The organism is Rhizobium sp. RM (assembly GCF_013390595.1).
Taxonomy (GTDB): domain Bacteria; phylum Pseudomonadota; class Alphaproteobacteria; order Rhizobiales; family Rhizobiaceae; genus Agrobacterium.
On the sequence record NZ_JACAWV010000008.1, the window covers coordinates 432,190 to 458,487 of the forward strand.

Sequence of the window (26,298 nt, forward strand, 5' to 3'; positions counted from 1 at the left end):
CACCTGATGATATCAGAGATGCTCGCGGTTTTCGGTGTTTTGCTCGGAGCGATCACGATAGAGCGCGGAACGGCCGAGAAGCATCAGGGAAACCGGCGTTGTCACGGTCATGAAAATCCCGATGAAAATTTCATGGAAAACCAGGCGGTCGCCGGAGATCGAAAAATAGATCATCGAGGCCATGACGATGCCGCCCGTGCCCCAGCTCGTGCCAAGCGTCGGCGCGTGCAGCCTTTCGTAAAAGCTGTTCAGCCTGGCCAGGCCGATCGTCCCGATCAATGTCAGAGATGCGCCAAGCAGAACGAAGAACGCCACCAGAAGGGCGCCCCAGAGCGGAAACTCAGCAGCGTTGCTCATTCGATCACCTCGCCACGCATCAGGAACTTTGAGAGTGCAACAGTCGAGACGAAGCCGAGGATCGCGATCAGCAGCGATGCTTCGAAATAGATGTCGTTGCCGGTGCGAAGGCCGAAGGTCAGCAAGAGCAACATCGCGTTCACATAAAGCGTGTCTACTCCGAGTACGCGATCTTGCGCGCGTGGTCCGATGGCGATCCGGTAGACCGAGATCGCCATGGCGATGGCAAGCATCAACTGTGCGAGTGAAAAGGACCAGAAAAGGATAATCGAACTCATTCGAATATCTCCATCAGTAGTTTTTCATAGCGGGTCTTGATGAGGCTGATCCAGGCGGTTTCGTCAACGTCATCCAGAACGTGAATGAGAAGTGTTCCCTGGCTGGAATTGAATTCGAGCCATGCGCTTCCCGGCGTGGAGGTCAGGATTGTAGCCAGTACCGCCAGACCCATCGGATCACGGATTTCGAGTGGCACTGTCAGGAAGCCTGATTTGCGATTCTTTTCCCGTTTGAAAAGAATGATCGTCATCACCGAGATATTCGACCTGATGATGTCATAGAGCACGATCACGATCAGCTTGACGAGAAGATGCCAGTTGCGAATGCGGGGTTTTGCCGGCCGCAATGATGCCATCGACCGCGAGGCAATCAGGGCAACCCCCGTGCCGAGCAGCAGATGACCGGGCGAAAAGCTGTTGATTGTCATCCAGAAGATGACCAGCGAAACGGTCAGCAGTGGGTAGGGCAGGATACGACTTATCATGGCTGCGCCTCCGGATCGCTACCGGCACGCGGGGCAGAGATCACACCCTGGATGTAACTGCCGGGCAGATCGAGAATGCGTGCCGTCTCCTGCATGTAGCGCATGATCGAGCCCGCCTGCACAGTCATGGCAAGCGTGAGGAAGAGCAGGATCATCACCGGCGCGATTTCGATCACAAGAACGCGCGGCACAGTGCCCTCGATCGAGGCCCAGAAGGTACGGATGCCGGCACGCGTCATGGAAATCAGAGATGCAAAGCCGGAGAAGACGATCAGGAAGACGAGCCACCACGACAGTGTCGAAATGCTGTCATTGGCGCCCAACCCGGATGGGTTGAGAATGGCCGAGAGCATCGAAAACTTGGCGATGAAACCGGAAAGCGGCGGCAGGCCAGCCAGCAGGATGCCACAGGCGGCAAAACATGTGCCGAGTACTGCCATGGTGCCGGGCATGGTTGTACCGACTTCCTCTTCTTCTTCCTCTTCGTCGAGATCGCCGTAGGCTTCCATCGTCACGGCAAGAACGTTGGCGCCTGCGTCCTGGCCGCGCTCGACCAGTTCGATCAGCATGAAGAAGGCGCTGATCGTCAGCGTTGAACTGACCAGATAATAGAGCGCACCCGCGGCCACCATCGGATTTCCGGTGCCCATGGCAGCAAGCAGTGTACCGGAAGACACAAGAACCGAGAAACCCGCCAGTCGGCCAAGTGCCTGCGAGGCGAGCACGCCGATCGTTCCGAAGATGATGGTCGCAATACCACCGACAAGGAGGGCGTCATGGCCGAACCCGGCTGATTCTCCAGCCGTCTGGCCGAAGAGAAGGAAAGACAGGCGAGCAATAACGTAGATGCCGACCTTGCTCATGATCGCAAACAGTCCGCCCACGGGCGCGGATGCCGCGCCATAGGCGGATGGAAGCCAGAAATTGAGTGGCCACATGCCAGCTTTGACGAGGAACGCGACACCCAGGATCGCCGCACCCGTTTCAAGCAACATTCTCTGGTCGGTATTGAGTCCTTCGATACGATGGGCGAGGTCGCCCATGTTCAGAGTTCCTGTTACACCGTAGATCAGGCTCACGCCGATCAGGAAGAACAGCGCTGCAACAAGATTGATCGCGATGTAGTGCAGGCCGGCCTTCACGCGCTGCTGTCCGGAACCGTGCAGCAGAAGTCCGTAAGATGCCGCCAGCATCACTTCGAAGAAGACGAAGAGATTGAAAAGGTCGCCGGTCAGGAAAGCTCCGTTGACGCCCATCAACATCATATGAAACAGCGAATGGAAGTGCGCACCCGACTTGTGCCATTTCGCCAGCGCATAAATCAGCGATGGAATGGCCAGCAGCGATGTCAGCAGTACCATGAGACCGGATAGCCGGTCGGCAACGAGCACGATGCCGAAGGGGGCTGGCCAGTTGCCCAGAAGATAGACACCGGTCGAGATGACAGCCGCAATTTCGGTGTTCACCGTTGAGTTCACATCGATGAACAGCAGCGCCGCAACAATCAACAGGATAAAGGTCGAAGCCAGGCTGATGCCCGCCTTTATGGCGCGCTGGCGCTCATCGAAGAACAGCAGAAGCGCTGCGGTAATCAATGGCACCAGAATGGGAGCGATGACGATGTGGAAGGGGAATGAGCTCACTTGCTTTCCCTCCCGTCAACATGGTCCGTTCCGGTCAAACCACGCGCGGCAAGCAGCACGACCAGGAACAGCGCGGTCGTTGCAAAACCGATGACGATCGCCGTCAGGACAAGTGCTTGCGGAACAGGGTCTGCCAGGGTCGAGATGTCGGCACCGGTATTGAGCACTGGAGGGGCATTGGTCTTGATGCCGCCAACGCCAAAGATGAAAAGGTTGACTGCATAAGACAGCAGGGAGAGACCAACGATGACCTGATAGGTTCTTGGGCGAAGCACCAGCCACACGCCTGAGCCGGTCATGATGCCGATGCCGATTGCAAGAATAAGCTCCATTACGCGTCCTCCGCTCGTGTCGCTTCAGGCGTGCGAACGCGGTAGTTGCGCAACGATTGGTGGGCGATTGCTATGAGAATAAGAACAGTCGATCCGACGACGAGAGAAAATACGCCGAGATCGAACAACAAGGCCGAGGCTGTCGGCATTTTGCCGATATAGGGTATTTCCGTATACTGGAAATAGGACGTCAGGAACGGATAACCGAAGTACCACGATCCAATCCCCGTCGCCGCTGCCATCAAGAGTCCAAAGCCCATCCAGCGTAGCGGAAGAATGCGGATACGGTCTTCCGCCCAGCGTGCACCACCCGCCAGATATTGCAGCAGGAAGGCGATCGCCATGGTGATGCCGGCGGCAAATCCCCCACCTGGCTGATCGTGGCCACGCATGAACAGGAAGATCGAGAAGGTGATGATGACGGGGAACATCCACTGCATGACGATCGACGGCACGTAGAGATAGTCACGGACCGTATCGCCCTTGCTGCGCTCTGGACGTTCCGAATCGAAGGCGTTCTGCAACTGCTGCTGTTCGGGCAAGCCGATACTTTCGTGTGCCGGACGGAAACGTCTCAGAAGCGCAAAGACCGTCAACGCAACGATGGCCAGAACGGCGATTTCACCGAATGTATCGAAGCCGCGGAAATCGACCAGAATGACGTTGACGACATTGGTGCCGCCACCTTCCGAATAGGCACGCTCAAGGAAATAGGTCGCGATGGCGTTGGGCACCGGAAGCGTCATCACCGCATAAGCGATGACAGACATGCCGATACCGCTTGCTGCAGCCACCAGGAAGTCTCGGGCGCGGCGAAGCTGAGCGGGAAGCTCATTGTTGTTGTCGACCTTTTCCATACGCTTCGGCAGCCAACGCAGGCCGAGCAGGATGAGAACGGTCGTGACGATTTCGACAAGCAACTGCGTAATGGCGAGATCCGGTGCGGACAGCCACACAAAGGTCAGGCAGGTGACGAGGCCGGAGACACCGAGCATGACGAGGGCAGCAAGGCGGTGATATTTCGCCTGCCAGGCCGCTCCGAGCGCGGCGATCATGCCGATAAGCCACAGGATCGCGAAGATCGGATCGAAGGAGGTAACGCGCGGTAGCGTCAGCGAGAATTCCGAGAGGAAGAGGGGTGAGAAACCAGCCAGCAATGCCACCAGGATAAGCAGCCTGAGCTGCGGCTGAAGGCGGCGTGTGCCAAGCGTATTCTCAAGCCACCGCGCCCACTTCCAGGACACGGTGACGAGGATGCGCTCGAAAATGCGCTGTCCCCGCAAGTGCCTGAAGATCGGCGGGCCATCCTCGCATCTGGAGAAATAGCCACCGAGGGCCGCATAGATCGCCACACCGCCGGCCAAGGCCACGATGCTCATGATGAGAGGCAGGTTGAACCCGTGCCAGATGGAAAGGCTATAGGTTGGTGTCTGCGGTCCAAGAACCGACAGCACCGCCGAATGCAGGAAAGGCCCGATCGACAAACTCGGGACAATGCCGACCACAAGGCAGGCGAAGACGAGAAACTCGATGGGAAAACGCATCCAGCGCGGCGGTTCGTGGGGATGCGGATTGGGCAGGTCGACGGGCTTCGGCCCGAAGAAGACGGTGTGGATGAAGCGCAGCGAGTAGGCGACCGCAAAAGCACCCGAAAGCGTCGCAACATAGGGCAATGCCCGATCCAGCAACGAATCCGCATGGGTTTCGACCGCTTCGGCAAAGAACATTTCTTTTGACAGGAAGCCGTTGAACAGCGGTACCCCGGCCATTGCGGCACTCGCGGCCATGGCGAGCGTGGCGGTAGCAGGCATGTAGGTATAAAGCCCGCTCAACCGGCGCATATCGCGTGTCCCGGTTTCGTGGTCGATGATGCCTGCCGCCATGAACAGCGATGCCTTGAAGGTCGCGTGGTTCACCATATGGAAAATCGCTGCGACAGCCGCCAGCGGGCTGCCGAGACTGAGCAGGGTGGTAATCAGGCCAAGATGACTGATGGTCGAATAGGCGAGCAGACCTTTGAGATCCTGCTGGAACATCGCGAAATAGGCGCCAAGCAGAAGGGTGATGATACCGGCAGCCCCCACCAGCCAGAACCACTCCTGTGTGCCGGCGAGAACCGGCCAGAACCGCACCAGCAGGAACACACCAGCCTTCACCATCGTCGCGGAATGGAGATAGGCTGAAACAGGTGTCGGCGCCGCCATCGCATTGGGCAGCCAGAAGTGGAACGGAAACTGTGCGCTCTTTGTCAGTGCACCGCCCAGAATGAGGATGAGCGCTGGGAGGTAAAGCGAATGCGCCCGAATATCCGGCCCGGCGGCGATGATCTGGTCAAGATCGTAACTTCCGGCCATATGGCCAAGGATCAACAGACCGGCAAGCAGGCTGAAGCCGCCAATGCCCGTCACCGTCAACGCCATGCGCGCACCGTCGCGCGCTGCGGCGTTCTGGTGCCAATAACCGATCAGCAGGAAAGAGAAAACACTCGTCATCTCCCAGAAGATCGACAGCAGAATGACATTGCCGGAGACCACCACACCCAGCATCGATCCCATGAAGGCAAGCAGGAAGGCGAAAAAGCGCGGAATGGGGTCTTCTGCCGACATGTAATAGCGGGCGTAAAGGACGACGAGCAGCCCGATGCCGGTAATAAGGATTGCAAAAATCCAGGCGAATCCATCCATTCGCAGGGTGAAGTTCAACCCGAGTTGCGGCAACCATTCCACATGATACCGCAATACGCCGCCGTCGCTGACCTGGCTATACAGATAGAGGCTGCTGACGAGCCCAAAGAGTGAGACGGCGCCTGCGACAGAGGCAGGAATGGCGGCCGCGCCGTCGCGCGGCATGAATGCCGTTACGATGGCGCCGATGAACGGCAAAGCGACGAGAAACGGTAAAATAGTTGCGACGGTCATATGCGGTGGCGGTTTTCTTTCAGGGTTTGAAGCGGGCGGTGATTTTCCGACGACTCCAATCCGCAGGGCTCCAACAGGAACCGGTGGTGAGGACCGCCAGATGAACTACCAGATAGTGCGTGGTGGCGCTCTTGGCGCGGCACCGGAGAAATCTCGAGAGACGTGTAGCGTGACTGCAACAGCGACGATGGCAGGTCCCACCTCGTCAAACGAAAAATCGTTTGCGAAATGTGGCTCTACGCTGATCGGGCTGTTTACAGGGCTGGTCTTGCAATCATTGCCCAGGCCGTCTGTGCAGTCCTGGCGGTAGGGAGACAAAGGGTTTCGCGACAGGTCGGCTGTCTGTAACCGCTCAAGCCGGTTTGTCTTGGAAACGGCCTTGATGCTCGACGGCGTCTGAAAGCCGACCATGATAAGCAGGCTCGCAACGACAATGCCGATCAGAACTTGCGGATGGCGCGCGGAACAACGGCATTTTTCCATCCATTGCAAGTTCGCACCTCCCTTTTTGCATAACTCTCGTTAAATCATCACCGCGCAGCGAATATCTCGTTGATTTGTTTTAGGGGAAGGCCAGCGCGCTTGTCCAGCGCATCGGGTGGAAAAACCGTGCCGATGCGGCATTTCGCGCATCGAAAGTCTATTTCGGGTGTCGAAGCGAACGCACCAGTTAAAAGATTTCGCAAATTTTACCGTTTGACGCCGCGCCTGAGTTTTCTTAACTTTCAAGCAAGGAATTAACCATAAAGATTGATGGTATTTCCACGGCGGAATGGGATTCTCATCTCCTTCCAGGCATGACGCCGCACTGCCGTACCGGGACCGATCCGGTATGCTTCGTTTCTTGGTTCAAGAAGGTCTGGCAAGCGTCGATGCCGCATCGCAAACGATGTGCATGTTCGTTCAATAATCCCCTCTGGGTGCTGGCGTTCTGAACCGGGCCATTGACCGGTGGACGCCGGTTGTCATGTTTTTGGGGATGTCGGTGGGGCAGGATTTGCCATCGGATCAAACGCGTAGAGCCCCAGGCGGAAGCCTGGCGGGGCGATTGCGTTTTGCCGGCCTCGAACAGCCGCAGACGGATTTCCTGCGCAATTACCGCAGCATGCTGGAGCCTTATCTGAAGGCCGGTCTTCGCGATGTGATGAACCGTTTCCAGTCCATGCCAGACTGTTCGCCATCATTCGAAAGCGAAAGCCAGCTCGACCGCCTGCACGATTTGCAGACGTCGCACTGGAGCGTCCTGACAGACGCGCGGTTCGATGCGCTTTATGCTGAACGTGTAAAAGTTCTGTCAGACAATGCCAGCCGTATGGGACTGGACCCACGGTGGCAGATCGCAAGCCATGCGGTTGTTCTGGAGCATATGCTTGGCGGCCTGGTCACCGAGCACGCACCGCGGTCGATTTGGCCTGGCGCCAAGAAAAAGAGCCTTGAACTTGCCGACGCCGTTAAGAACGTCGTTCGCCTTGTCATGGTCGATACCGAAATTGCCGTATCCCTACGCTTCAACGAATTGCGTGTTCGCCACGGCCGCGAACTGGCAGAACAGCGCCAGAATGACAGGTCGGAAGCAGCAGCGCTGCTGGGCAAGGCTTTGACCGCTTTTGCCGCTGGTGATCTGAAGGCACGTATCGGTCATGAAGTCCCTGAAGCATACCGGGATATTGCCATTACTTTCGACACCGCGTTGGACAGGATCGGCACATGCCTGGTTCAACTGACGCACCGGATCAGCCAGGCTGGAGGTTTGAGCGCCGCTTTTGCCGATAAGGGCAATTCGATCTCGCAACAGGCGCAGCAGCAGGTAGAGGCGTTTTCGGGTGCCACGCGTACGCTCGATGGCATGATCGACGATGTCGTGGAAAATGCGGCCCTGATATCCAAGGTCGAGACGGCTGTTTGTCGCGCCCGCGATGCGGCGATGGAAAGCGGCAAGGCGGTCGGTGAAGCGATTAACGCCATGTCGGATATCGAGCAGTCTGCCGAACAGATCGGAAAGATCATCGGCACGATCGATGAGATTGCCTTTCAGACCAACCTGCTGGCGCTGAACGCGGGAATTGAAGCTGCACGTGCGGGTGAAAGCGGACGTGGCTTTGCGGTCGTGGCGCAGGAAGTCCGTGCACTCGCGCAGCGTTCGGCCGATGCCGCACGTGAGATCAAGAGTCTTGTCGGCACAACGAAGGCTCAGGTCGAAGGCGGTGTGCGGCTGGTTGATCGCACCCAACAGGCAATCGGGGACGTCGTAAAGCAGGTCTCGGGCATTAACGAAGCCGTTGTAGAGGTCTCTCGCCGCACCTCGGCGCATGCGGCCGGCCTGCGCTCTGTTGCCGTCGACCTTGGGGATATGGAACGGCAAGCCGGACGGATTGCCGGAGAGATCGCAGACGTCTCCACAGAGGCCGCCAGCCTTCACACAGTTATCCTCGAACTTGGCCGCACGGTCCGAGAGTTTCGTGTTGCGCGCCGGGATGAGGAAAGCGCGCGCATGGAAACGGAACATCAGGGTTTTTCCTATACGACCCGTGAAAGCGAGCAGACGCCTCGCGGAAATGACTATCAACAATTCAGACGCCAAGGAGTGATGTGATGGCAGCCAGAAAAGCAGCCGAGGCGACGCTGAAACTGTCACCGGTTCTGGATCTCAACGAAGCGTCGGCGCTGCATGCCAAGCTGATGACGATGAGAGGAGCACCGTTGTCGGTGGATGCGTCCGAGGTGGAACGTGTCGGCGCTCTGTGTGCTCAGGTTCTGATGGCCGGTGCAAAGTCTTGGGAAGAGGACGGCAAGGCATTCGGTTTTGCGAAAGTATCCGATGCATTCGACAAGACCATGAAATTGATAGGCGTCAACATCGATCATTTGCTCCCCAAGGAGATGCAACAGTGAAGAAAAAAGTCCTTACAGTCGACGATTCCCGAACCATCCGGAACATGCTCCTGGTGACGTTGAACAATGCCGGTTTCGAAACGATCCAGGCGGAAGACGGCGTCGAAGGTCTTGAAGTGCTCGAACAGAGCAACCCGGACGTGATTGTCACCGACATCAACATGCCGCGTCTCGATGGCTTCGGTTTCATCGAAGGCGTGCGTCGTAACGAAAAGTATCGCGCGATACCCATCCTCGTTCTGACGACCGAAAGCGATGCTGAGAAGAAAAACCGTGCCCGTCAGGCAGGTGCTACCGGCTGGATCGTCAAGCCGTTCGATCCTGCCAAACTGATCGATGCCATTGAACGCGTAACCGCCTGATACGGGACATTTCACGATGGATATGAACGAAATCAAGGAAATCTTTTTCCAGGAATGCGAGGAGCAGCTCGCTGAATTGGAATCGGGGCTTCTTAAATTGAACGATGGTGACCGGGACCCGGAAACCGTCAATGCCGTTTTCCGAGCCGTTCATTCCATCAAGGGCGGAGCAGGCGCTTTTGGCCTAGACGATCTCGTCGCCTTCGCGCACGTCTTTGAAACGACGCTTGATTGCGTTCGCTCCAACAAGCTGGAGCCCACGCAGGATGTTCTCAAGGTCATGCTCAAGTCGGCAGACGTGCTCGCAGACCTGACAAACGCTGCCAGAGATGGCGGCAGTGTTGATGAAAGCCGCACACGCGGACTGGTGAAAGAGCTGGAAGCGCTGGCGAACGGAGAAGCGGTTCACGCTTCCGCACCGGCTGCGGTTGCTGCAAAAGCCCCTGTGTTTGCCGCGCCTGTACCGACGGATGACAGTGGCTTTCAGCCGATCCCGTTCTCCTTTACAGAGTTTTCCGACGACGAGCCGATGATGGAGACACCGGCTTTCCAGGTCAGCTTCAAGCCGCGCTCATCACTGTATTCCAAGGGTAACGAGGCAGCGTTGCTGCTGCGTGATCTGTCGCGTATCGGCGAGATGAGCATCAATTGCGATCAGTCGGACCTGCCGTCCCTCGACAAGCTCGACCCTGAAGCTGCCTATTTCTCCTGGACCGTTTCGATCAAGACCGACAAGGGCGAAGAAGGCATTCGCAGCGTCTTCGAATTTGCCGAGTGGGATTGCGATCTGGAAATCACACCGATTGCTTCGCAGACTGTGGAAGACGAAGAACTTCCAATGATTCCCGTTCCGTTCGACCTTTCCATTCTTGGTGGAGATGACGAACCTGCCGTGCAGCCTGTTTTCGAAGAGGCGTCTGACGCCGTTGTTGCTGTCGAAACGGCCGTTGCCGCAACACAGGTCACGAAAAGCGTCAATGCTGCAATCGAAAAGCGCGAAGCCGCAGCTCCGGCTGCCGCAGCCGCTCAGGCCAACAATGCCGCAGCCAATGCGAGCGCCGGCCAGACGATCCGCGTCGATCTCGACCGCGTCGATCGCCTGATCAACCTCGTGGGCGAGCTGGTCATCAATCAGGCCATGCTTTCGCAGAGCGTCATCGAAAACGATGCCAGCGGAACCTCTGCCGTCAACATGGGGCTGGAAGAGCTCCAGCAGTTGACGCGTGAGATTCAGGACAGCGTTATGGCGATCCGCGCTCAGCCGGTGAAGCCGGTATTCCAACGCATGTCGCGTATCGTTCGCGAAGTGGCCGACATGATCGGTAAGCAGATCCGTCTGGTCACGGAAGGTGAAAACACCGAAGTCGACAAGACGGTGATCGACAAGCTGGCAGAACCGCTGACGCACATGATCCGCAACGCCGTCGACCACGGCGTCGAGACGCCGGAAAAACGCGAAGCTGCGGGCAAGAACCCGGAAGGCACGATCAAGCTTTCGGCCAAACACCGTTCGGGCCGCATTCTTATCGAACTTCAGGACGATGGCGCCGGTATCAACCGCGAACGCGTGCGGCAGAAAGCCATCGACAATGATCTGATTGCGGCAGATGCCAATCTGACCGACGAAGAAATCGATAACCTGATTTTTGCTCCGGGCTTCTCCACAGCCGACAAGATTTCCGACATTTCTGGTCGCGGCGTCGGCATGGACGTGGTCAAGCGCTCCATTCAGGCACTCGGCGGTCGTATCAGCATTTCGTCCCGTCCCGGTCAGGGATCGACCTTTACGATGAGCCTGCCACTGACACTCGCCGTCCTTGACGGCATGGTGGTGACGGTCGCCGGCCAGACACTTGTGGTCCCGTTGACGGCAATCGTCGAGACCTTGCAGCCGGAGGCGAAGAATATTCACTCCTTTGGTTCCAACCAGCGGCTGATCTCGATCCGCAACTCCTTCTGCCCGCTGGTGGATGTCGGACGTATTCTGAATTTCCGCCCGGTTCAGGCAAACCCGGTAGAAGGCGTAGCCCTTCTGGTGGAATCCGAAGGCGGCGGTCAGCGCGCCCTGATGGTCGATGCGATCCAGGGGCAGCGTCAGGTTGTCATCAAGTCGCTGGAAGCAAACTACACCCACGTTCCGGGTATTGCGGCTGCCACCATTCTTGGAGATGGCCGCGTAGCACTCATTCTGGATGTCGACGCGATTGTCAGCGCTTCGCGCGGGCAGCCGCTCAAGCAGGAAATGTCGCTCGCAGCGACGGGTTGAAAGCGGATAGTCAATGGCAGCACTTAGTTTCAGCGATCAGCGTCAATCTCCAGACGAAGTTCTCGCCAGCGGTGAATACCCGCTGACCCGGCGCGATCTGTCCGAAATTGCTGCGATGATCTACGCGGATGCGGGCATTTACCTGAACGACACCAAGGCGTCGCTGGTCTATTCGCGACTGTCGAAGCACATTCGCAATCTCGGACTGTCGGGTTTCCGTGAATATTGTGCATTGGTGTCGTCACCGGAAGGTGCACCCGCACGGCGCGAGATGCTGTCGCATCTCACGACCAACTTCACGCGGTTCTTCCGGGAAAACCATCATTTCGAGCACCTGCGTGACCACGTTCTTCCTGGGTTGGTGGCACGGGCTAAGGCGGGGGGGCGCGTCAGAATATGGTCTGCCGCCTGCTCTGACGGCCAGGAGCCCTATTCGATTGCGTTGACCGTGCTCGCCATGTTTCCGAATGCGGCCGATTACGACTTCAAGATCCTCGCAACCGATATTGATCCGAAGATATTGGCGCAGGCCCGCGCCGGTATCTACGACGAGAACGCGCTGGAAACCGTTTCACCCGTCATGCGCAAGCAGTGGTTCACGGAAGTGGATGCGGGCGGACGCCGGAAGTTCCGCATCGACGATAAGGTGAAACGCCTCATCACCTTCAACGAACTGAACCTGATGACGCAATGGCCGTTCAAGGGCAACTTCGACGTCATCTTCTGCCGCAACGTCGTGATCTATTTCGACGAACCGACCCAGGTCCGCATCTGGTCCCGTTTTGCAGGATTGCTGCCGGAGGGCGGTCATCTTTATATCGGTCACTCCGAACGTGTCTCGGGCGATCCGAAGAACCTCTTCGATAATACCGGCATCACCACCTATCGCCTCATCGGCCACAAGTCGGGGAGAAACGCATGAGCGTGCCAGCACGGGTACTCGTCGTTGATGACTCTCCCACGATGCGTGGACTGATTTCGGCTGTCCTCAAGGCTGACCCGGAGGTCGAGGTCGTGGGGCAGGCGGGCAACGCCATGGAAGCGCGCGCCGCGATCAAGCAACTCAATCCCGACGTTGTCACACTCGATATCGAGATGCCGGAGATGAACGGTCTCGAGTTTCTCGAAAAAATCATGCGCCTGCGTCCGATGCCGGTCATCATGGTCTCGTCATTGACGCATCGCGGTGCCGATGCCTCGCTGGCGGCTCTTGAAATCGGCGCCTTTGATTGCGTTGGAAAGCCGGCGCCCGGCGATGCGCGTCCGTTCGGCGATCTGGCTGATAAGGTGAAGGCTGCGGCCCGGTCGCAAAGGTCGGGTTTCCGTGCGGCGAGACCTGAAACGCCCGCGACACCGCAACAGGTCGCGGCAGCCGAATATCGGGCAGGTCGCAAGGTTGTGGCGATCGGTTCGTCCACGGGTGGCGTCGAGGCGTTGATCACCGTGCTTCAGAAGTTCCCCGTCAACTGCCCGCCGACCGTCATCACGCAGCACATGCCGCCGACGTTTACGAGAAGTTTTGCTGAAAGGCTCAACCGCATCTGTGCGCCCGTCGTCGAAGAGGCGACGGACGGTGCGCGTCTGCAGACAGGCAAGATCTATCTCGCACCGGGTGGCGAGCGCCATCTTCAGATCGCCAATCGTTCTGCGCCCTGCTGCAGACTTGTCGAGCGCGACCCTGTCAACGGCCACCGTCCATCTGTGGATGTTCTCTTTGATTCCGTGGCTGAGCTCGCCGGGCGCAATGCCGTCGGCGTCATTCTCACCGGCATGGGGCGCGATGGCGCGGCCGGTCTCTTGAAGATGCGCCACGCTGGCGCGCGAACGGTCGGCCAGAATGAAAAAACCTGTGTCGTTTACGGCATGCCCAGAGTGGCCCACGAACTGGGTGCCGTCGAACAACAATTGCCGTTGGGCTCCATCGGCGAAGAAATCCTGAAACTAACCACCGCCCGTAAAGAAGGTTCTGAATAATGTCTCTCGCAGAAAAAATTAAAGTTCTGATCGTTGATGATCAGGTGACCAGCCGGCTGCTGCTGAGCGATGCCCTGACACAGCTCGGCTTCAAGCAGATCACCGCCGCTGGCGACGGCGAGCAGGGAATGAAGATCATGGAGCAGCAGCCCCATCACCTCGTCATTTCCGATTTCAACATGCCGAAGATGGATGGTCTGGGTTTCCTGCACGCTGTTCGTACCAACCCGAACACCAAGAAAGCCGCCTTCATCATTCTGACCGCGCAGGGCGACAGGGCTCTGGTTCAGAAGGCAGCCCAGCTTGGTGCCAACAACGTTCTGGCCAAGCCCTTTACGATTGAAAAAATGAAGGCTGCCATCGAGGCTGTTTTTGGATCGCTGAAATGATCGAAACTGCGGCCAAGCGCGTTCATATTATACAGGGTGAGTATAAGGTCATCAGCGATCCCGATGTGGTCCTGACGACGTTGCTCGGTTCGTGCGTGGCTGCCTGTTTGAGAGATCCCGTTGCCGGTGTCGGAGGAATGAACCATTTCCTCCTGCCGGGAACCGGGGGCACGACGGGTGGAGATGCGACGCGCTATGGCGTGCATCTCATGGAGCTGCTCATCAACGGGCTTCTCAAAAAAGGTGCGCGCCGTGACCGGCTGGAAGCCAAGGTCTTCGGTGGGGCGAAAACGATCGCCAGCTTCTCCAATGTCGGAGAGCAGAACGCTGCCTTTGCCATGCAGTTCCTGAAAGACGAAGGCATCCGCGTCATCAGCTCCTCGACGGGCGGGGAGCATGGGCGGAAAATCGAATTCTGGCCTGTTTCCGGACGGGCAAGACAACATCCGCTGACCGGCGCGGAAGCTCAGAAGACGGTTGCCCTTGAGACACGTCCGGCTCCTGCGCCCAAGCCGGTCGCGAATGACATTGAGTTCTTTTAGTGCGGAGTTATTAATGCAGATTGCAGACCACCTGGTTTCCACTCCGTTTGAAGAAGCGTTGCCGGACGTCCTGATGCGTGTCGTGTCGGAACTGCACGATGTCGCCTATCTTATCGAGCGCATCGAACCGCAATTGCTTGATCTGGCGGATGGCGCGTTGTCTGCAGAGGGCGTCAAGCTGCTGCAGGGCATCGATCTTGCCGTGCAGAAGACCCGCGGGCTTGCTGAATTCATCGATACGGTGACCGGCTCCATTCCCGGAGACTGGATCGTCGACGTCAGCACCGCGCTCAGCCTCGTCAAACTTGCCGAAATGCAGAAAGCACTCGGTTCAACCATCCGTCATGGTCATTCGCAGCCGCTCGACAAAGCTGCCGGAGACTTCGACCTCTTCTGAAGCCTTCCACAATATCCTGTTTTAAAGCTTTCTAATAACACGCGGTAAGGCAACGCTCGCGCAAGCTTCGCATCCTAATGTGATGACGGGACCATAAGGTCTCGGACTCTATGAATGACGGTGCGGAACAGAATGAATCTGTTAAATCAACTCCCTCAGGTCTTGAAGAATTTCGCGGCACTGGGTCAGACACGGCTGCTGATGCTGGGTGGCGTCGGCATTTTGTCCATGGCGATCATCCTTGCAGCAGCGCTTTATGTGAACCGCCCTGCCTACGAGACCCTTTATGTGGGGCTTGAGAAAAGCGATCTGAACAAGATCAGTGTTGCTCTTGCTGAAGCCAACCTTGATTTCCAGGTGGGCGCCGACGGCGCAAGCCTGCAGGTGCCGGTGGGTGCGACGAGCAAGGCGCGTCTCCTTTTGGCTGAACGTGGCCTGCCGGACAGCGCTAATGCCGGTTACGAACTCTTCGATAACGTAGGATCGCTTGGCCTGACGTCCTTCATGCAGGAAGTCACCCGTGTTCGCGCTCTTGAAGGTGAAATTGGACGGTCCATTCAGCAGATCGACGGAGTGGCTGCCGCACGTGTTCACATCGTCTTGCCGGATGTCGGCAACTTCCGCCGTGGCGAACAGAAGCCCACGGCCTCTGTCATGATCCGCGCCAGCTCGTCTGCCGGCCGCAAGGCTGCTGCCTCCATTCGTCACCTCGTCGCCTCGGCTGTTCCCGGCCTTGAAGCCGATGACGTGACACTGCTTGATTCGACGGGGCAACTGCTCGCCTCTGGCGACGACGTCACCAATGCTGCCATGAACCGGTCGTTGACGCTCGCGCAGAACGTTCAGCAGGAAATCGAAACCAACATCGACAAGGCACTGGCACCTTTCCTTGGTATGGATAACTTCCGTTCCAGCGTGACGGCACAGATCAATACCGACAGCCGTCAGGTTCAGGAGACCGTCTACGACCCTGAATCGCGCGTCGAGCGTTCTGTTCGCACCACCAAGGAAGACCAGAAGTCTCAGGAAACGCAGCCCGACACGGCCGCGACAGTAGAGCAGAACGTTCCCCAGGCCGCGCCTCAGGGCGGTGGCGGCGGACCGCAGTCTTCCGACGAGTCGGCCAAGAAGGAAGAGCAGACCAACTACGAGATCAATTCCAAGACCGTCGCGACTGTCAAAAACGGTTACACTTTGGAAAAGGTTTCGGTCGCCGTTGTCGTCAACAAGGGTCGTATTGCGAAAATGGTTGGCGAGCCTGCCGATCAGGCAAAGATCGACGCCTATCTGGCGGAAATGCAGAAGATCGTTACCTCTGCCGCCGGTATTTCTTCAGATCGCGGTGATGTCATCACGCTGACGGCCATGGACTTCCTAGAAACACAGCTTCTCGACGAAGCTGTGGCAGGACCGGGCATCATGGAAGTTCTCAGCCGCAATTCGGCTGGCATCATCAACTCGCTTGCCTTCGTTGCCGTCGCATTCCTGGTCATCTGGCTCGGCGTCCGTCCCCTGGTCCGCACCGTGGCAGGCAATGGCTCCTCGGTCAGCGAACTCAGCCAGGATGCCGCTGGTCTGGAACTTCCGGATTTCGCACCGGCACTGGAAGCAGGATCGGGTGGTCTCATGGAAGGGTTCGGCGCCGACTTCGGGTTCGACAGCACCGACGATCTTCTGGCAGGCGACGACGGCGATGGCACCTTCAATCGCCGGGTTCGCGAAGGACCGGAACGCCGCTTGTCCCGCATGGTGGAAATCAGCGAGGAAAGAGCAGCGAAGATCCTTCGCAAGTGGGCCTTGGAAAAAGCTGCATGATTTTGACAAACGGTCGGGTAACCCCGGCCGTTTTCGTTTTTGGGCCGATCGGTGTTACGTTGCGTAGGGGGACACGGATTTTCGTTTTGGGACGGCGTTTACAAATTATTCAGCAACGTTGCACTTTGCTGGGAATAGTCCGAGAATGACAATTATGAATATGCCAGCTTTTCAGTATGTTTTCTTGGAATGGACAGATTCGGAAATGCGTGGAAATGCTGGGACCAAGGAATAGCAATTCCGCGTCGGTTCCATAGAATGAAGTGATTCGGTCTCCGGGGGCGCGCTGTTATGGTGGTGTGTTTCTTGAATGGAATGATTCCATCCCGATGTATAATCTCCCGCTGGGAGCAAGAGGGCGTAGGCGATTGAAAGTCGATGTTGATATCCGCAGGCTGTCGACCAGGCCTATGGAAGGCATGGGGAAGCCGTTGCCGCGTGATCAGCTTGCCAAAAATGTTGCGGCTTCGGCCGCGGCCGGAAACGTTGCAGGTGCTCTGGACCTGCTCGTAACCTATGCAGGTGCATCCCATTATCTTCTGGCACGGGACGATTTGCTCGAAGAGACCGGGTTGAAGTTTATCGTCACCTCGGATTGGCCTTTCGATCTGGTTCGCAGATTGGGCACTGAGCTTGCAAACAGCCAGAACCGATCCAGCGAGATGGAAAAATGCCTCTCACTGCTGAAGCCGCGATTGCTGCTGCTGCCGGACGACGTGTCGATCCCTTCTGGAATTGACCGGCAATATTCTGCCTTGTCGTTCTGTGTCGGCCGTATCCGCCTGTCGCTGTTGCTCCTGTTTCCGGAAGATGCGGTACCTTTGCCGGAGCGGTTGCGTGAAATCGCTCTCCTGACAGGTTATTGTGTCAGCTTCGGCATTGCCAGCGAAGCCAAGACGGTCCGTGATATCGACCTGACGGAGCGCGAACTCGAATGCCTGTTCTGGATTGCTGAAGGCAAGACCAGCGACGAAATCGCGATGATCCTTGGAATTTCGCGAAATACGATCAATAATTACATCACTAGCGTCATGCGGAAAACCGCGACGAAAACCCGCTCGGAGGCGATTGCCTACGCCGTGCGAAACAATCTCGTATAACGGTTGGACGATGGTACAGATGAAGGGCAGTGAGGGTATGGGACAGGCAGGGCCGTTTCACCGTGGGCCAGCGGTGACGAGCAGGTCGGATCTTTTTCCGAAACTCGTGTCCATGCAGAAAGTGCTCGGTGCTCGCAACTTCGTTGTATCGAAGGCTGCGGCCTCCGGTTTCCCGAATAAGAAAAAAATGACATGTGAGCTCGAAAACTGGGGCATGAATGCCGCCGAGCAGAGCACACAGTTCATTCGCTCTGTCGGCGATATTCTTCTCGATCATATTGAAACGTCGCTTTTGCCGGTGATCTGGCGAAACAAGAACGGTGGCGGTTTCGCGGACCTCCCCGATGTTCCTGCGTTGCTGCGCCGGATCGAAAACGACACCTTGCCCTATGCGGGTCTCGCGATGCCCGTTCGGCTTGGCACGATCGGCAATGGGTATATCGTTTTCTGCGGCAGCAATCTTGTCCTCGACAATGAGATTGTCATCGAACAGCACATCAAGTGCTGTGAGATCATGGTGGACATGCTGGCACTGGATGAGCGTAAGGCCGCTCCTTCTGAAGCGCTCAGCGAACGAGAAATCGCCTGCCTTCAACTGGCTGGCGACGGCCGTATCAGCGAAGAAATCGCTGTGAAGCTTGGCCTTTCTGTTCACACGGTCAACGCCTATCTGGGATCGGCAACGATCAAGCTTGATTCCGTCAACCGCATCCAGGCAATCGCAAAGGCCATCCGGCTCGGCTACATCCACTGATAGACGCCGACAGGGTTTGTCGACATCCGCCATCGGCCACTACAGCCGAGGGGCCGCGCTTTTTGCGCTTCGTCAACTTCGCCAAATTTTAACAGTTGCCCATTAAAACTATTTCAGTTTTGGCTCTGGGGAACTGTTTTCATGAACAACCGGCTCTTTAAGTCCGTTGCAGGTCAGGTGGTCGCTCTCACGATAGGCTTGATAGCGGTTGCTATCGCCGCGGTCGGCGTATCGACGTACCTGCGGTTGAAAGACAACATCATGGAAACGGCACTGCTGGATACCCGCGGGTCGCTTCGCAGCATGGCCATTCTCTACGAGATGAAAGTGGGTGGCGTGACCCTCAAGATGAACGAGGGCGATCTGACCACGGTCAATCGCGCCAGCATCGGTACTCTTCTCGATCATGATCTTGTTGACCGCACTGTGGCTGCCAATGGCGGCGTGGCGACGATCTTCGAAACCAAGAGCGGCGAATATGTTCGCATTTCCACGAACCTGAAAAATGAAAAGGGTGAAAGAGCTGTTGGCACCAAGCTTGCCAGCGATCACCCGGCTTTCGCGAAGGTGGCCAAGGGCGAGCCCTATTTCGGTGCGGCAAATCTCTTCGGCAAGAGCTATATGACAGGCTACATGCCGGTTCTCAACAAAACCGGTACGACAGTTGGTATTCTCTTTGCTGGCGTTCCGATGGACGTCTATAACGCCCAGATGGATGGCCTGCGTGATCTCATTCTGCTCTGTGGAGCAATTGCGATGATCGTGATGGGCGCTCTGGCGTACTTCATCATCAAGCGTACGTTGCAGCCTCTCGGCAAGCTGACCGAAACCGTCAAAGCCCTGTCGGAAGGCGATCTTGAAGCGCAGATCCCTTATACCGGCAACAAGAACGAGTTCGGCAACATTGCGCGTGCACTTGGTATCTTCCGGGAAAACGCCCATGAGAAGCTCGTCATCGAAGGTCGCAGCGTCGAGGAACGCGCTGCTGCCGACGCTGAGCGCAACCGGAATGATGCTGAACGTCAGGAAACCACGCGTCAGATCGAATTTGCAGTAACCGAGATTGCATCTGGTCTCGGCCGACTTTCTCGCGGTGACCTGACCCGGACGATCGAGACACCGTTCGAAGGCCGCCTTGACCGGCTTCGGGTCGATTTCAATGAATCCCTGCTGAATCTGCGCGATGTTCTCAGCCAGATCCATGATCGCACGTTGGTCATTCAGAACAGCGGTTATGAAATGCGCCAGTCCTCCGACGATCTGTCGCGCCGAACCGAGACGCAGGCCGCGTCGCTGGAAGAAACGGCTGCTGCTGTTGAGGAAATCACCGTGACGGTAAAATCCTCGGCGGAACGCGCCCGTGAGGCCAATGAGGCTGTCCGACTGACGAAACGCAGTGCCGATGATTCCGGCTCGGTGGTGAGCAATGCGGTTGAGGCGATGGAGCGCATTGAAGATGCGTCGCGCAAGATCGAACAGATCATCGAAGTTATTGACGACATCGCGTTCCAGACCAATCTGCTTGCACTGAACGCCGGTATCGAGGCTGCGCGTGCCGGCGAGGCGGGTAAGGGCTTTGCGGTTGTGGCGCAGGAAGTGCGCGAGCTTGCTCAGCGCTCTGCAGACGCCGCGCGTGAAATCAAGCAGCTCATCAACCAGTCGACGCAGGAAGTCAGCTCCGGCTCGATGCTGGTTCAGGAGGCCGGCAAGGTCTTGTCCGCCATCAGCCAGCAGATCGTCACCGTCAGCAAACATGTTGAAACCATTGCCACAGCCACACAGGATCAATCGTCTGCGCTGCATGAGGTCAATGGCACCGTCAACCAGATGGATCAGATGACCCAGCAGAACGCGGCAATGGCCGAAGAGTCGAGTGCCGCCAGCCAGGTTCTGTCCAATGAGGTCGAGGCACTTCTTGAGCTCGTTCAGCGCTTCCAGATGGAAAAGCATGCCGAAAGCCATGCTGATCGTTTCGGGCGTGCAGCCTGACAATCAACGGCTGACGGCGTTTCCGGACATAATGCCGAACAGCGTTGCGAGGGTTTGCGCAGCCGATATCATTCGGCTGCGGCCCGAGGCGGGCCGGATGCCTGACTGAGATAAGCACGCAACGCAGCCGGCTTGACCGGCTTGTGCTGAACGGTAACGCTGTATCGTTCAGCCTCGCTGCGCACTTCCGGACTGCGATCCGCGGTGATCAGAAGAGCAGGGATGGTTTTGCCGTAGAACGCCCGGATAATGCGGATGGCGCCAAGCCCGTCTCCATCATCGAGGTGATAGTCTGCAACGATGATGTCAGGCGCTGCCGAGTGGCTGAGGAAAGGTTCGTCGAGCATGGCGACCGAACTCGCCGGCAGCACCTCGCAGCCCCACCCATTCAACAGTAGCGTCATGCCCTCCAGTATTTTCGGTTCGTTGTCGATGCACAGGACACGAATGCCTTGCAGCCGCTCCTGACCTGTCCGCGCAAGGTCGTTGCCAGCGGGTTTGACTGGCATCACACGATCTGCTTCGCGCTGCAGGTGGATGCGGAATGTCGTGCCCTTGCCCGGTGTCGAGATCAATTGCACCGGATGATGGAGGATACGCGACAGTCGATCGACGATTGAGAGACCAAGGCCAAGACCGGAGGCTGTTTTCGCGCCTTCGTCCAGCCGGGCGAATTCCTTGAAAATCGTTCGAAATTTCGAAGATGGTATCCCGATGCCGGAATCCGTCACCTGAATGATAACCTCGTTGCCTTTGCGCCGTGCTCCGACGACGACTTTGCCAGAGAGCGTATACTTGACGGCATTCGACACCAGGTTCTGGATCAGTCGGCGCAGCAGATTGGGGTCGGAGCGCACCGTCAGTGACGTTGGCATCACTACAAGATCAAGGTTCTTCTCCTGTGCCATCGGTGCAAAGTCCGTCTCGATCCGGCGCAAGAGGTCATTGAGAGGCACCGATGTCATGCGTGCCTTCATCGAGCCTGTATCCAGCCGGGAAATGTCGAGAACCGCGCCGAGGATCGTCTCGACCGATTCAAGCGCGGAATCGATATTGTGAACGAGGTCCCGCTCCCCGGATGCGCCAAGCCGCTCCACCAATGAAGAGGAATAGAGCCGCGCCGCGTTCAGGGGCTGGAGAATGTCATGTCCAGCCGCAGCGAAGAACCGTGTCTTGCCGATATTGGCTTCGTCCGCCGATGCTCTCGCTTCAGCAAGCTCCCGGTTGACGCGGGTCAGCTCGGCGGTTCTTTCCACCACGCGCTGCTCCAGCGTCTCGTTCGCCTGCTTCAAGGCCTGATCACTTGCCACGCGTTGTGTAATGTCGGTGAACGTCGCAACGATGCCTTTGTCAGGAAGCGCGTTGGAGCGGACTTCGATAATGCGTTCGCCGCCGGAAAGAACGAGGGAGAACGGCATGTCCATTGTTAGAAAACGGGCAATCAACTGACCTGTTTCTCCGGCAGGCACATCGCCACGCTGTTGCAGCATCACGACGATGTCGGTCAATGGCAGCCCGACCTGGCCGAATTGTTCGGGCAGGTCCAGCAACGTCCGGAAGCGCCTGTTCCAGATGGTGAGCTGCTGCGAACTGTCGAAAACGGCGATACCTTGATCCATCTGGGCAAGCGCTGTCTGCAACATGTCCTGATTGTATTGCAGCGCTTCGCTCGCCTGGTCGAGCAGCCATGCTGTGTCGGCGCTGGTGTCTTCGGCCTTCTGAAGAATGATCGACAACACCAGCCTGGCCGAAGACGAGCCGATGGCACTGCCAAGCAACTGTTCGGAAAAATGGATCAGGGCCATATCCGCCGGCTGTTCGTCGTTCAGCTTTCTGCCCGCAGTCTTCTCGTAGGTCGCCAGCGATCGCAGCATCCGCTCTTCGCCGAGATAACGGGCAATGGCGCTTTTCAGGTCACCGACGCTGACTCGGGTTTTCCAGCCACGCGTTGCGAATTGCGATTTAGAGTGGCGTTTGACGAAAATGCCCGCCTGAATACGCTCTATGGGTCGCGGATTACGCGACAGAGACCCCAGGACAAAAGCCAGACCATTGACGAGCAGGCTCAACAGTACGGCATTGACGAAAGGGTCGGCCTGCGGGCCGCTGAAGACAGTGCTGCCGGAGAACAGAAAACCAAGCACGGTCGCTGCGATGTGGGAATTGTCCGGCCCGCCAAGGCTGGGCAGAAACAGCAGATAAGCCCAGACCAGAAAGCCGGAGCTCAGCCCCGCAATCGCGCCACGTGCATTGGCGCGTCGCCAGACAAGTCCGCCGAAAAGCGCCGGTGCCATCTGGGCGATGGCGGCAAAGGCAAGCAGGCCGATGGAGGCAAGGCCGGACGTGGCATCGGCTGCTCTATAATAGCTGTAACCCAGCAGCAGCACGGCAAAGATTGCCGTTCGCCGGATATTCAGAAGGGTTTTGGCGAAGTCGTCCCGGTGTGGAGAGCGGTTCAGAAGTTTCTGCCGCAAAAAGATCGGCATCACGATGTCATTGGAGATCATGATGGAAAGGGCAACCGATGCCACGATAACCATTGCCGTGGCTGCCGAAAACCCGCCAATGAAGGTTATCAGCGAAACGACGGGCATTTCGTGGGTTAGAGGAAGCTGCAGCACGTAGAGATCCGCATCTCCGCTTCCGCCGAGTTTCAGAATTCCGGCGACGGCAATCGGCAGAACGAAGATGTTGATTGCGATGAGGTAAAGCGGCAGCAGAACGCCCGCCATTCGCAATTCCTGCGGTGTGCGGTTTTCCACTACGGTGACATGAAACTGGCGCGGCAGCAGAATGATTGCAAAACCCGATAGCAGGGTCAGCACGATCCAGCGACTGACGGGCGTCTGATAGGAAATGGCGTGCATTGCCTGCTCGTTGGCGGAAGCGAGTTCCCACAGATGCGCGGGGCCGTCGAACAGGATGAAGACGACGTAGAACCCGACGGTACACATTGCGAGCAGTTTGACGAGCGACTCCATCGAAATCGCCAGGATCAGCCCGTCCTGATGTTCTGTCGCGTCCGTATGACGGGTGCCGAACATTACGGCAAAGCCCGCCATGACAAGCGTGACGACAAGCGGCAAGTCGAGGAAATACAGGTTTCCACTGCCGATACCGTAGTCGCCAGGATCGACCATGGTCGCGACGGAGCTGGAAACGGCTTTCAGTTGCAAGGCGATATAGGGAATGGCCCCCACCAGGGCGATGATGGCTACGATCATCGCGACGGTGGAGTTTTTGCCATAGCGGGCGGCAATGAAGTCCGCCACCGATGTCAGCTTCTCCGCTTTCGCCAATTCGACGATCCGGCGAATGACAGGCATGCCAAGCGTGAAAGCAAGGATCGGTCCGGTGTAGATGCCGAGAAACTCGAGCCCTTTGTCAGCGGCAAGCCCGACGCCGCCGAAATACGTCCAGGAGGTGCAGTAAACCGCCAGGCTCAGCGCATAGACAAACGGGCGCCCTTTTTTCGGAGCGTTTCTTTTTCTGCTGTTTCTGTCGCCATAACTTGCCACTGCAAACAGCAGCAGAATGTAGGCGAATGCCGAAACGAATATGATCCATCCAGGAAGCACGCATCCTCCCCATGCAGGAACTCCTTGATCACAGCATAGGGGAATTTCAGGCGGTTGAGAATGAGCGCGGTCTGAGCATAAAGTTCAACGTCAGCCTGAAATAATCCAATAAAGACAATCTTAATGGATTCCATACAACGCGCGGACGCTGTATCGTTCACGCCGTAGGGACAGTCACATAGCTTCAGCCTCAGAAGCCGGAGAGAGGGACAATCTGGATGCTTAACGAATTTAAAACGTTCATTGCCCGCGGCAATGTCATGGACCTTGCCGTCGGTGTCATTATCGGTGCCGCCTTCAGTAAGATCGTCGACTCCGTCGTCAACGATCTCATCATGCCGATCGTTGGTGCGATCTTTGGTGGTTTCGATTTTTCGAACTACTTCCTGCCGCTGAGTTCAAGCGTTACTGCTACGTCGCTGGCTGCCGCCCGCGATCAGGGCGCCGTCTTCGCCTACGGTAATTTTCTGACGGTTGTCATCAACTTCCTCATTCTGGCCTGGATCATTTTCCTGATGGTCAAGGGCGTAAACAGACTCCGTGCTTCGGTTGAACGTCAGAAACTCGCGGAGAAGGCAGAAGCTGCTCCTCCACCGGAAGATGTGAAACTGCTCACGGAAATCCGCGATCTGTTGAAGACGCGCTAAGGCTTAAACGATCCCTGGTCGGGCAACATGCGTCCGTTGAAACGGACCGATTGCCGACCGGGGAGCAATCCATAAAGAAAATCCATCTTCGCCTCACGGAATATCATGCATATCGGCCGTTCGATGCGATAAGACGACACCAAACGGAGTGTCTTGAATGTCCATTTTGAACAGCCTGAGCGCGCGTGCTCTGGCCGCTCCCGAGAGCGGTATTGTCGAAGTCATGAACTACGCCCGCGGGCGTGATAATCTTTTGCCGCTGTGGGCCGGTGAAGGCGATTTGCCAAGCCCGGCTTTTATCAATCAGGCTGCAATCGATGCGTTGAACAATGGCGAGACGTTTTATACCTGGCAGCGCGGCATCCCCGAACTGCGTCAGGCTTTGAGCCGTTATTACACCCGCCATTTTGCCGTATCGCTTCGGGAAGAGCATTTTTATGTCACCGGTTCCGGCATGCAGGCCATCGCGCTCGCCGTTCAGGCTCTGACGTCGCCCGGCGACGAGATGGTGTACCTGACCCCGACGTGGCCAAATATCGTCGCCGCGATCGGCGTTGCTGGTGCCAAGGCGGTGGCCGTCGGCATCGATTTCCATGACGGCGGCTGGCATCTCGATATCGGCAAGCTTGAAAGCGCCATTACGCCTAAGACCAAGGCACTGTTCATCAACACCCCGTCCAACCCGACCGGCTGGACCGCGACACATGACAATCTGCGTGACATTCTCACGCTCGCCCGCAAGCACGGCCTGTGGATCGTCGCGGACGAAATCTATGCGCTCTATCATTACGCCGGGGGGCGTGCGCCGTCGTTCCTCGATGTGATGGAGCCGGATGATCGGATCATTTTTGCGAACTCCTTCTCCAAGAACTGGTCGATGACCGGATGGCGGGTCGGCTGGCTGGTTGCACCCCCGGAAATCGGTCAGGTCATTGAAAACCTCGTTCAATACTCCACATCCGGCGTTGCCCAGTTCATGCAACGGGGCGCTGTTGCTGCGCTTGATCACGGTGACGATTTCATCAGGGAGAATTACGAGCGGGCCCTGACGTCCCGAGACATTCTCTGCGATGCCTTGATCGCGACAAACCGCGTCGAGACCCTGAAGCCCGATGGCGCCCTCTACGCCTTCCTGAAGGTGGATGGTGTCACAGATAGCCGCAACACGGCGCTCGACATTGTCGACAAGACCGGCGTCGGCCTTGCGCCAGGAACGGCCTTCGGTCAAGGCGGTGAACTGTTCCTGCGTGCATGCTTCCTGCGCAATCCGACACAGATAGAAGACGCGGCCGATCGGCTCGCCTCCTACATTCTCGGTCGATAAGCGCCAAGGCGCGGTTTCCGCAGCAGACCGACCCAACATCACATCGACCTGAGGTTTTTTCAACTTCAGGGCGATGTGTTGCGCCTATATCATCGACGGCTGGAACCTTTTGTGGTATTTGTCTCGATATTGCGGTTCTGACTGCCTTTTCAGCCAATCAATAAAATTCTCCCTATTGCCATAACCAACTGTAAGCCACGTCTGCAAACAGGCGGACGCGGGCCAGCGGTTTCGCTGTGCAAGTAATCAATGATGA

General features: G+C 57.2%; 23 protein-coding genes. 15 read left to right on the top strand and 8 right to left on the bottom strand.

Going from position 1 to position 26,298, the window contains the following annotated elements:
• Positions 1-12: 12 nt before the first annotated feature.
• From mnhG to HWX89_RS11085, 7 genes are all read right to left on the bottom strand, one after another.
• Entirely contained in the window at positions 13-357 is a 345-nt protein-coding gene (gene mnhG, locus HWX89_RS11055; protein WP_138794528.1) for a monovalent cation/H(+) antiporter subunit G, read from the bottom strand.
• On the bottom strand, positions 354-635 hold the full coding sequence (locus tag HWX89_RS11060) for a K+/H+ antiporter subunit F (RefSeq protein ID WP_080791409.1): 282 nt from the start codon (positions 633-635) through the stop codon (positions 354-356). Before HWX89_RS11060 ends, mnhG begins: the two co-directional genes overlap by 4 nt.
• Positions 632-1,120 carry a Na+/H+ antiporter subunit E gene (locus HWX89_RS11065; RefSeq protein WP_178340705.1) on the bottom strand — a complete coding sequence of 163 codons (489 nt, stop codon included), beginning with the start codon at positions 1,118-1,120 and terminating at the stop codon, positions 632-634. Before HWX89_RS11065 ends, HWX89_RS11060 begins: the two co-directional genes overlap by 4 nt.
• A complete protein-coding gene (locus tag HWX89_RS11070; protein ID WP_138794529.1) occupies positions 1,117-2,763 on the bottom strand; it encodes a monovalent cation/H+ antiporter subunit D in 1,647 nt (548 codons plus the stop codon). The genes HWX89_RS11065 and HWX89_RS11070 overlap by 4 nt, the downstream gene beginning before the upstream one ends.
• Positions 2,760-3,095: a Na+/H+ antiporter subunit C gene (locus tag HWX89_RS11075; RefSeq protein WP_138794530.1), complete on the bottom strand. Its 336-nt coding sequence runs from the start codon at positions 3,093-3,095 to the stop codon at positions 2,760-2,762. Before HWX89_RS11075 ends, HWX89_RS11070 begins: the two co-directional genes overlap by 4 nt.
• Positions 3,095-6,013 (bottom strand): monovalent cation/H+ antiporter subunit A, encoded by a 2,919-nt coding sequence (locus HWX89_RS11080; RefSeq protein WP_138794531.1) that lies wholly within the window; start codon positions 6,011-6,013, stop codon positions 3,095-3,097. Before HWX89_RS11080 ends, HWX89_RS11075 begins: the two co-directional genes overlap by 1 nt.
• A gap of 105 nt (positions 6,014-6,118) precedes the next feature.
• Positions 6,119-6,496, bottom strand: a complete 378-nt coding sequence (locus HWX89_RS11085) for a hypothetical protein (RefSeq protein WP_138794944.1) — start codon at positions 6,494-6,496, stop codon at positions 6,119-6,121.
• A 565-nt stretch (positions 6,497-7,061) separates the two neighbouring features.
• Here HWX89_RS11085 and HWX89_RS11090 point away from each other — a divergent pair.
• The 13 genes from HWX89_RS11090 (at position 7,062) to HWX89_RS11150 (ending at position 20,493) form a co-directional block, all read left to right on the top strand.
• Positions 7,062-8,606 carry a globin-coupled sensor protein gene (locus tag HWX89_RS11090; protein ID WP_178340706.1) on the top strand — a complete coding sequence of 515 codons (1,545 nt, stop codon included), beginning with the start codon at positions 7,062-7,064 and terminating at the stop codon, positions 8,604-8,606.
• A complete protein-coding gene (locus tag HWX89_RS11095; RefSeq protein ID WP_138794533.1) occupies positions 8,606-8,905 on the top strand; it encodes an STAS domain-containing protein in 300 nt (99 codons plus the stop codon). The genes HWX89_RS11090 and HWX89_RS11095 overlap by 1 nt, the downstream gene beginning before the upstream one ends.
• Entirely contained in the window at positions 8,902-9,267 is a 366-nt protein-coding gene (cheY1, locus tag HWX89_RS11100) for a chemotaxis response regulator CheY1 (RefSeq protein ID WP_004439870.1), read from the top strand. Before HWX89_RS11095 ends, cheY1 begins: the two co-directional genes overlap by 4 nt.
• Before the next feature lie 16 nt (positions 9,268-9,283).
• Positions 9,284-11,533: a chemotaxis protein CheA gene (locus HWX89_RS11105; protein WP_138794534.1), complete on the top strand. Its 2,250-nt coding sequence runs from the start codon at positions 9,284-9,286 to the stop codon at positions 11,531-11,533.
• Between the two features lie 13 nt (positions 11,534-11,546).
• The gene (gene cheR / locus HWX89_RS11110) at positions 11,547-12,455 is read left to right on the top strand and encodes a protein-glutamate O-methyltransferase CheR (protein WP_138794535.1); all 909 of its coding nucleotides are present in this window, start codon (positions 11,547-11,549) and stop codon (positions 12,453-12,455) included.
• Complete coding sequence (gene cheB, locus HWX89_RS11115) at positions 12,452-13,507, top strand: protein-glutamate O-methylesterase CheB (RefSeq protein WP_138794536.1); 1,056 nt, start codon at positions 12,452-12,454, stop codon at positions 13,505-13,507. The genes cheR and cheB overlap by 4 nt, the downstream gene beginning before the upstream one ends.
• Positions 13,507-13,896, top strand: coding sequence for a chemotaxis response regulator CheY2 (gene cheY2 / locus HWX89_RS11120; RefSeq protein ID WP_138794537.1), 390 nt, complete (start codon positions 13,507-13,509; stop codon positions 13,894-13,896). Before cheB ends, cheY2 begins: the two co-directional genes overlap by 1 nt.
• On the top strand, positions 13,893-14,438 hold the full coding sequence (gene cheD, locus HWX89_RS11125; protein ID WP_138794538.1) for a chemoreceptor glutamine deamidase CheD: 546 nt from the start codon (positions 13,893-13,895) through the stop codon (positions 14,436-14,438). Before cheY2 ends, cheD begins: the two co-directional genes overlap by 4 nt.
• A gap of 13 nt (positions 14,439-14,451) precedes the next feature.
• Positions 14,452-14,835, top strand: coding sequence for a chemotaxis protein CheT (cheT, locus tag HWX89_RS11130; protein WP_138794539.1), 384 nt, complete (start codon positions 14,452-14,454; stop codon positions 14,833-14,835).
• Between the two features lie 132 nt (positions 14,836-14,967).
• On the top strand, positions 14,968-16,650 hold the full coding sequence (gene fliF, locus HWX89_RS11135) for a flagellar basal-body MS-ring/collar protein FliF (RefSeq protein WP_178340707.1): 1,683 nt from the start codon (positions 14,968-14,970) through the stop codon (positions 16,648-16,650).
• A 368-nt stretch (positions 16,651-17,018) separates the two neighbouring features.
• On the top strand, positions 17,019-17,750 hold the full coding sequence (gene visN / locus HWX89_RS11140) for a transcriptional regulator VisN (protein ID WP_178340708.1): 732 nt from the start codon (positions 17,019-17,021) through the stop codon (positions 17,748-17,750).
• A gap of 10 nt (positions 17,751-17,760) precedes the next feature.
• Entirely contained in the window at positions 17,761-18,504 is a 744-nt protein-coding gene (visR, locus tag HWX89_RS11145; RefSeq protein WP_138794541.1) for a transcriptional regulator VisR, read from the top strand.
• A 141-nt stretch (positions 18,505-18,645) separates the two neighbouring features.
• The gene (locus HWX89_RS11150; protein WP_138794542.1) at positions 18,646-20,493 is read left to right on the top strand and encodes a methyl-accepting chemotaxis protein; all 1,848 of its coding nucleotides are present in this window, start codon (positions 18,646-18,648) and stop codon (positions 20,491-20,493) included.
• 68 nt (positions 20,494-20,561) lie between these two features.
• On the opposite strand, the gene HWX89_RS11155 is transcribed toward HWX89_RS11150, so the two are convergent.
• Complete coding sequence (locus tag HWX89_RS11155; RefSeq protein WP_138794543.1) at positions 20,562-24,071, bottom strand: PAS domain-containing hybrid sensor histidine kinase/response regulator; 3,510 nt, start codon at positions 24,069-24,071, stop codon at positions 20,562-20,564.
• Between the two features lie 218 nt (positions 24,072-24,289).
• Here HWX89_RS11155 and mscL point away from each other — a divergent pair, with 218 nt between their 5' ends.
• Together mscL and HWX89_RS11165 are read left to right on the top strand one after the other, a co-directional pair.
• Positions 24,290-24,718 carry a large conductance mechanosensitive channel protein MscL gene (gene mscL, locus HWX89_RS11160; RefSeq protein ID WP_138794544.1) on the top strand — a complete coding sequence of 143 codons (429 nt, stop codon included), beginning with the start codon at positions 24,290-24,292 and terminating at the stop codon, positions 24,716-24,718.
• Positions 24,719-24,875: 157 nt separating this feature from the next.
• Positions 24,876-26,042: a pyridoxal phosphate-dependent aminotransferase gene (locus HWX89_RS11165; protein WP_138794545.1), complete on the top strand. Its 1,167-nt coding sequence runs from the start codon at positions 24,876-24,878 to the stop codon at positions 26,040-26,042.
• Positions 26,043-26,298 lie beyond the last annotated feature (256 nt).

Coding starts and splice junctions, on each gene's coding strand:
- mnhG (WP_138794528.1), bottom strand. CDS start 357: ATGAGCAACGCTGCTGAGTTTCCGCTCTGGGGCGCCCTTCTGGTGGCG.
- HWX89_RS11060 (WP_080791409.1), bottom strand. CDS start 635: ATGAGTTCGATTATCCTTTTCTGGTCCTTTTCACTCGCACAGTTGATG.
- HWX89_RS11065 (WP_178340705.1), bottom strand. CDS start 1,120: ATGATAAGTCGTATCCTGCCCTACCCACTGCTGACCGTTTCGCTGGTC.
- HWX89_RS11075 (WP_138794530.1), bottom strand. CDS start 3,095: ATGGAGCTTATTCTTGCAATCGGCATCGGCATCATGACCGGCTCAGGC.
- HWX89_RS11080 (WP_138794531.1), bottom strand. CDS start 6,013: ATGACCGTCGCAACTATTTTACCGTTTCTCGTCGCTTTGCCGTTCATC.
- HWX89_RS11085 (WP_138794944.1), bottom strand. CDS start 6,496: ATGGAAAAATGCCGTTGTTCCGCGCGCCATCCGCAAGTTCTGATCGGC.
- HWX89_RS11095 (WP_138794533.1), top strand. CDS start 8,606: ATGGCAGCCAGAAAAGCAGCCGAGGCGACGCTGAAACTGTCACCGGTT.
- HWX89_RS11105 (WP_138794534.1), top strand. CDS start 9,284: ATGGATATGAACGAAATCAAGGAAATCTTTTTCCAGGAATGCGAGGAG.
- cheR (WP_138794535.1), top strand. CDS start 11,547: ATGGCAGCACTTAGTTTCAGCGATCAGCGTCAATCTCCAGACGAAGTT.
- cheB (WP_138794536.1), top strand. CDS start 12,452: ATGAGCGTGCCAGCACGGGTACTCGTCGTTGATGACTCTCCCACGATG.
- cheY2 (WP_138794537.1), top strand. CDS start 13,507: ATGTCTCTCGCAGAAAAAATTAAAGTTCTGATCGTTGATGATCAGGTG.
- cheD (WP_138794538.1), top strand. CDS start 13,893: ATGATCGAAACTGCGGCCAAGCGCGTTCATATTATACAGGGTGAGTAT.
- cheT (WP_138794539.1), top strand. CDS start 14,452: ATGCAGATTGCAGACCACCTGGTTTCCACTCCGTTTGAAGAAGCGTTG.
- fliF (WP_178340707.1), top strand. CDS start 14,968: ATGAATCTGTTAAATCAACTCCCTCAGGTCTTGAAGAATTTCGCGGCA.
- visR (WP_138794541.1), top strand. CDS start 17,761: ATGGTACAGATGAAGGGCAGTGAGGGTATGGGACAGGCAGGGCCGTTT.
- HWX89_RS11150 (WP_138794542.1), top strand. CDS start 18,646: ATGAACAACCGGCTCTTTAAGTCCGTTGCAGGTCAGGTGGTCGCTCTC.
- mscL (WP_138794544.1), top strand. CDS start 24,290: ATGCTTAACGAATTTAAAACGTTCATTGCCCGCGGCAATGTCATGGAC.
- HWX89_RS11165 (WP_138794545.1), top strand. CDS start 24,876: ATGTCCATTTTGAACAGCCTGAGCGCGCGTGCTCTGGCCGCTCCCGAG.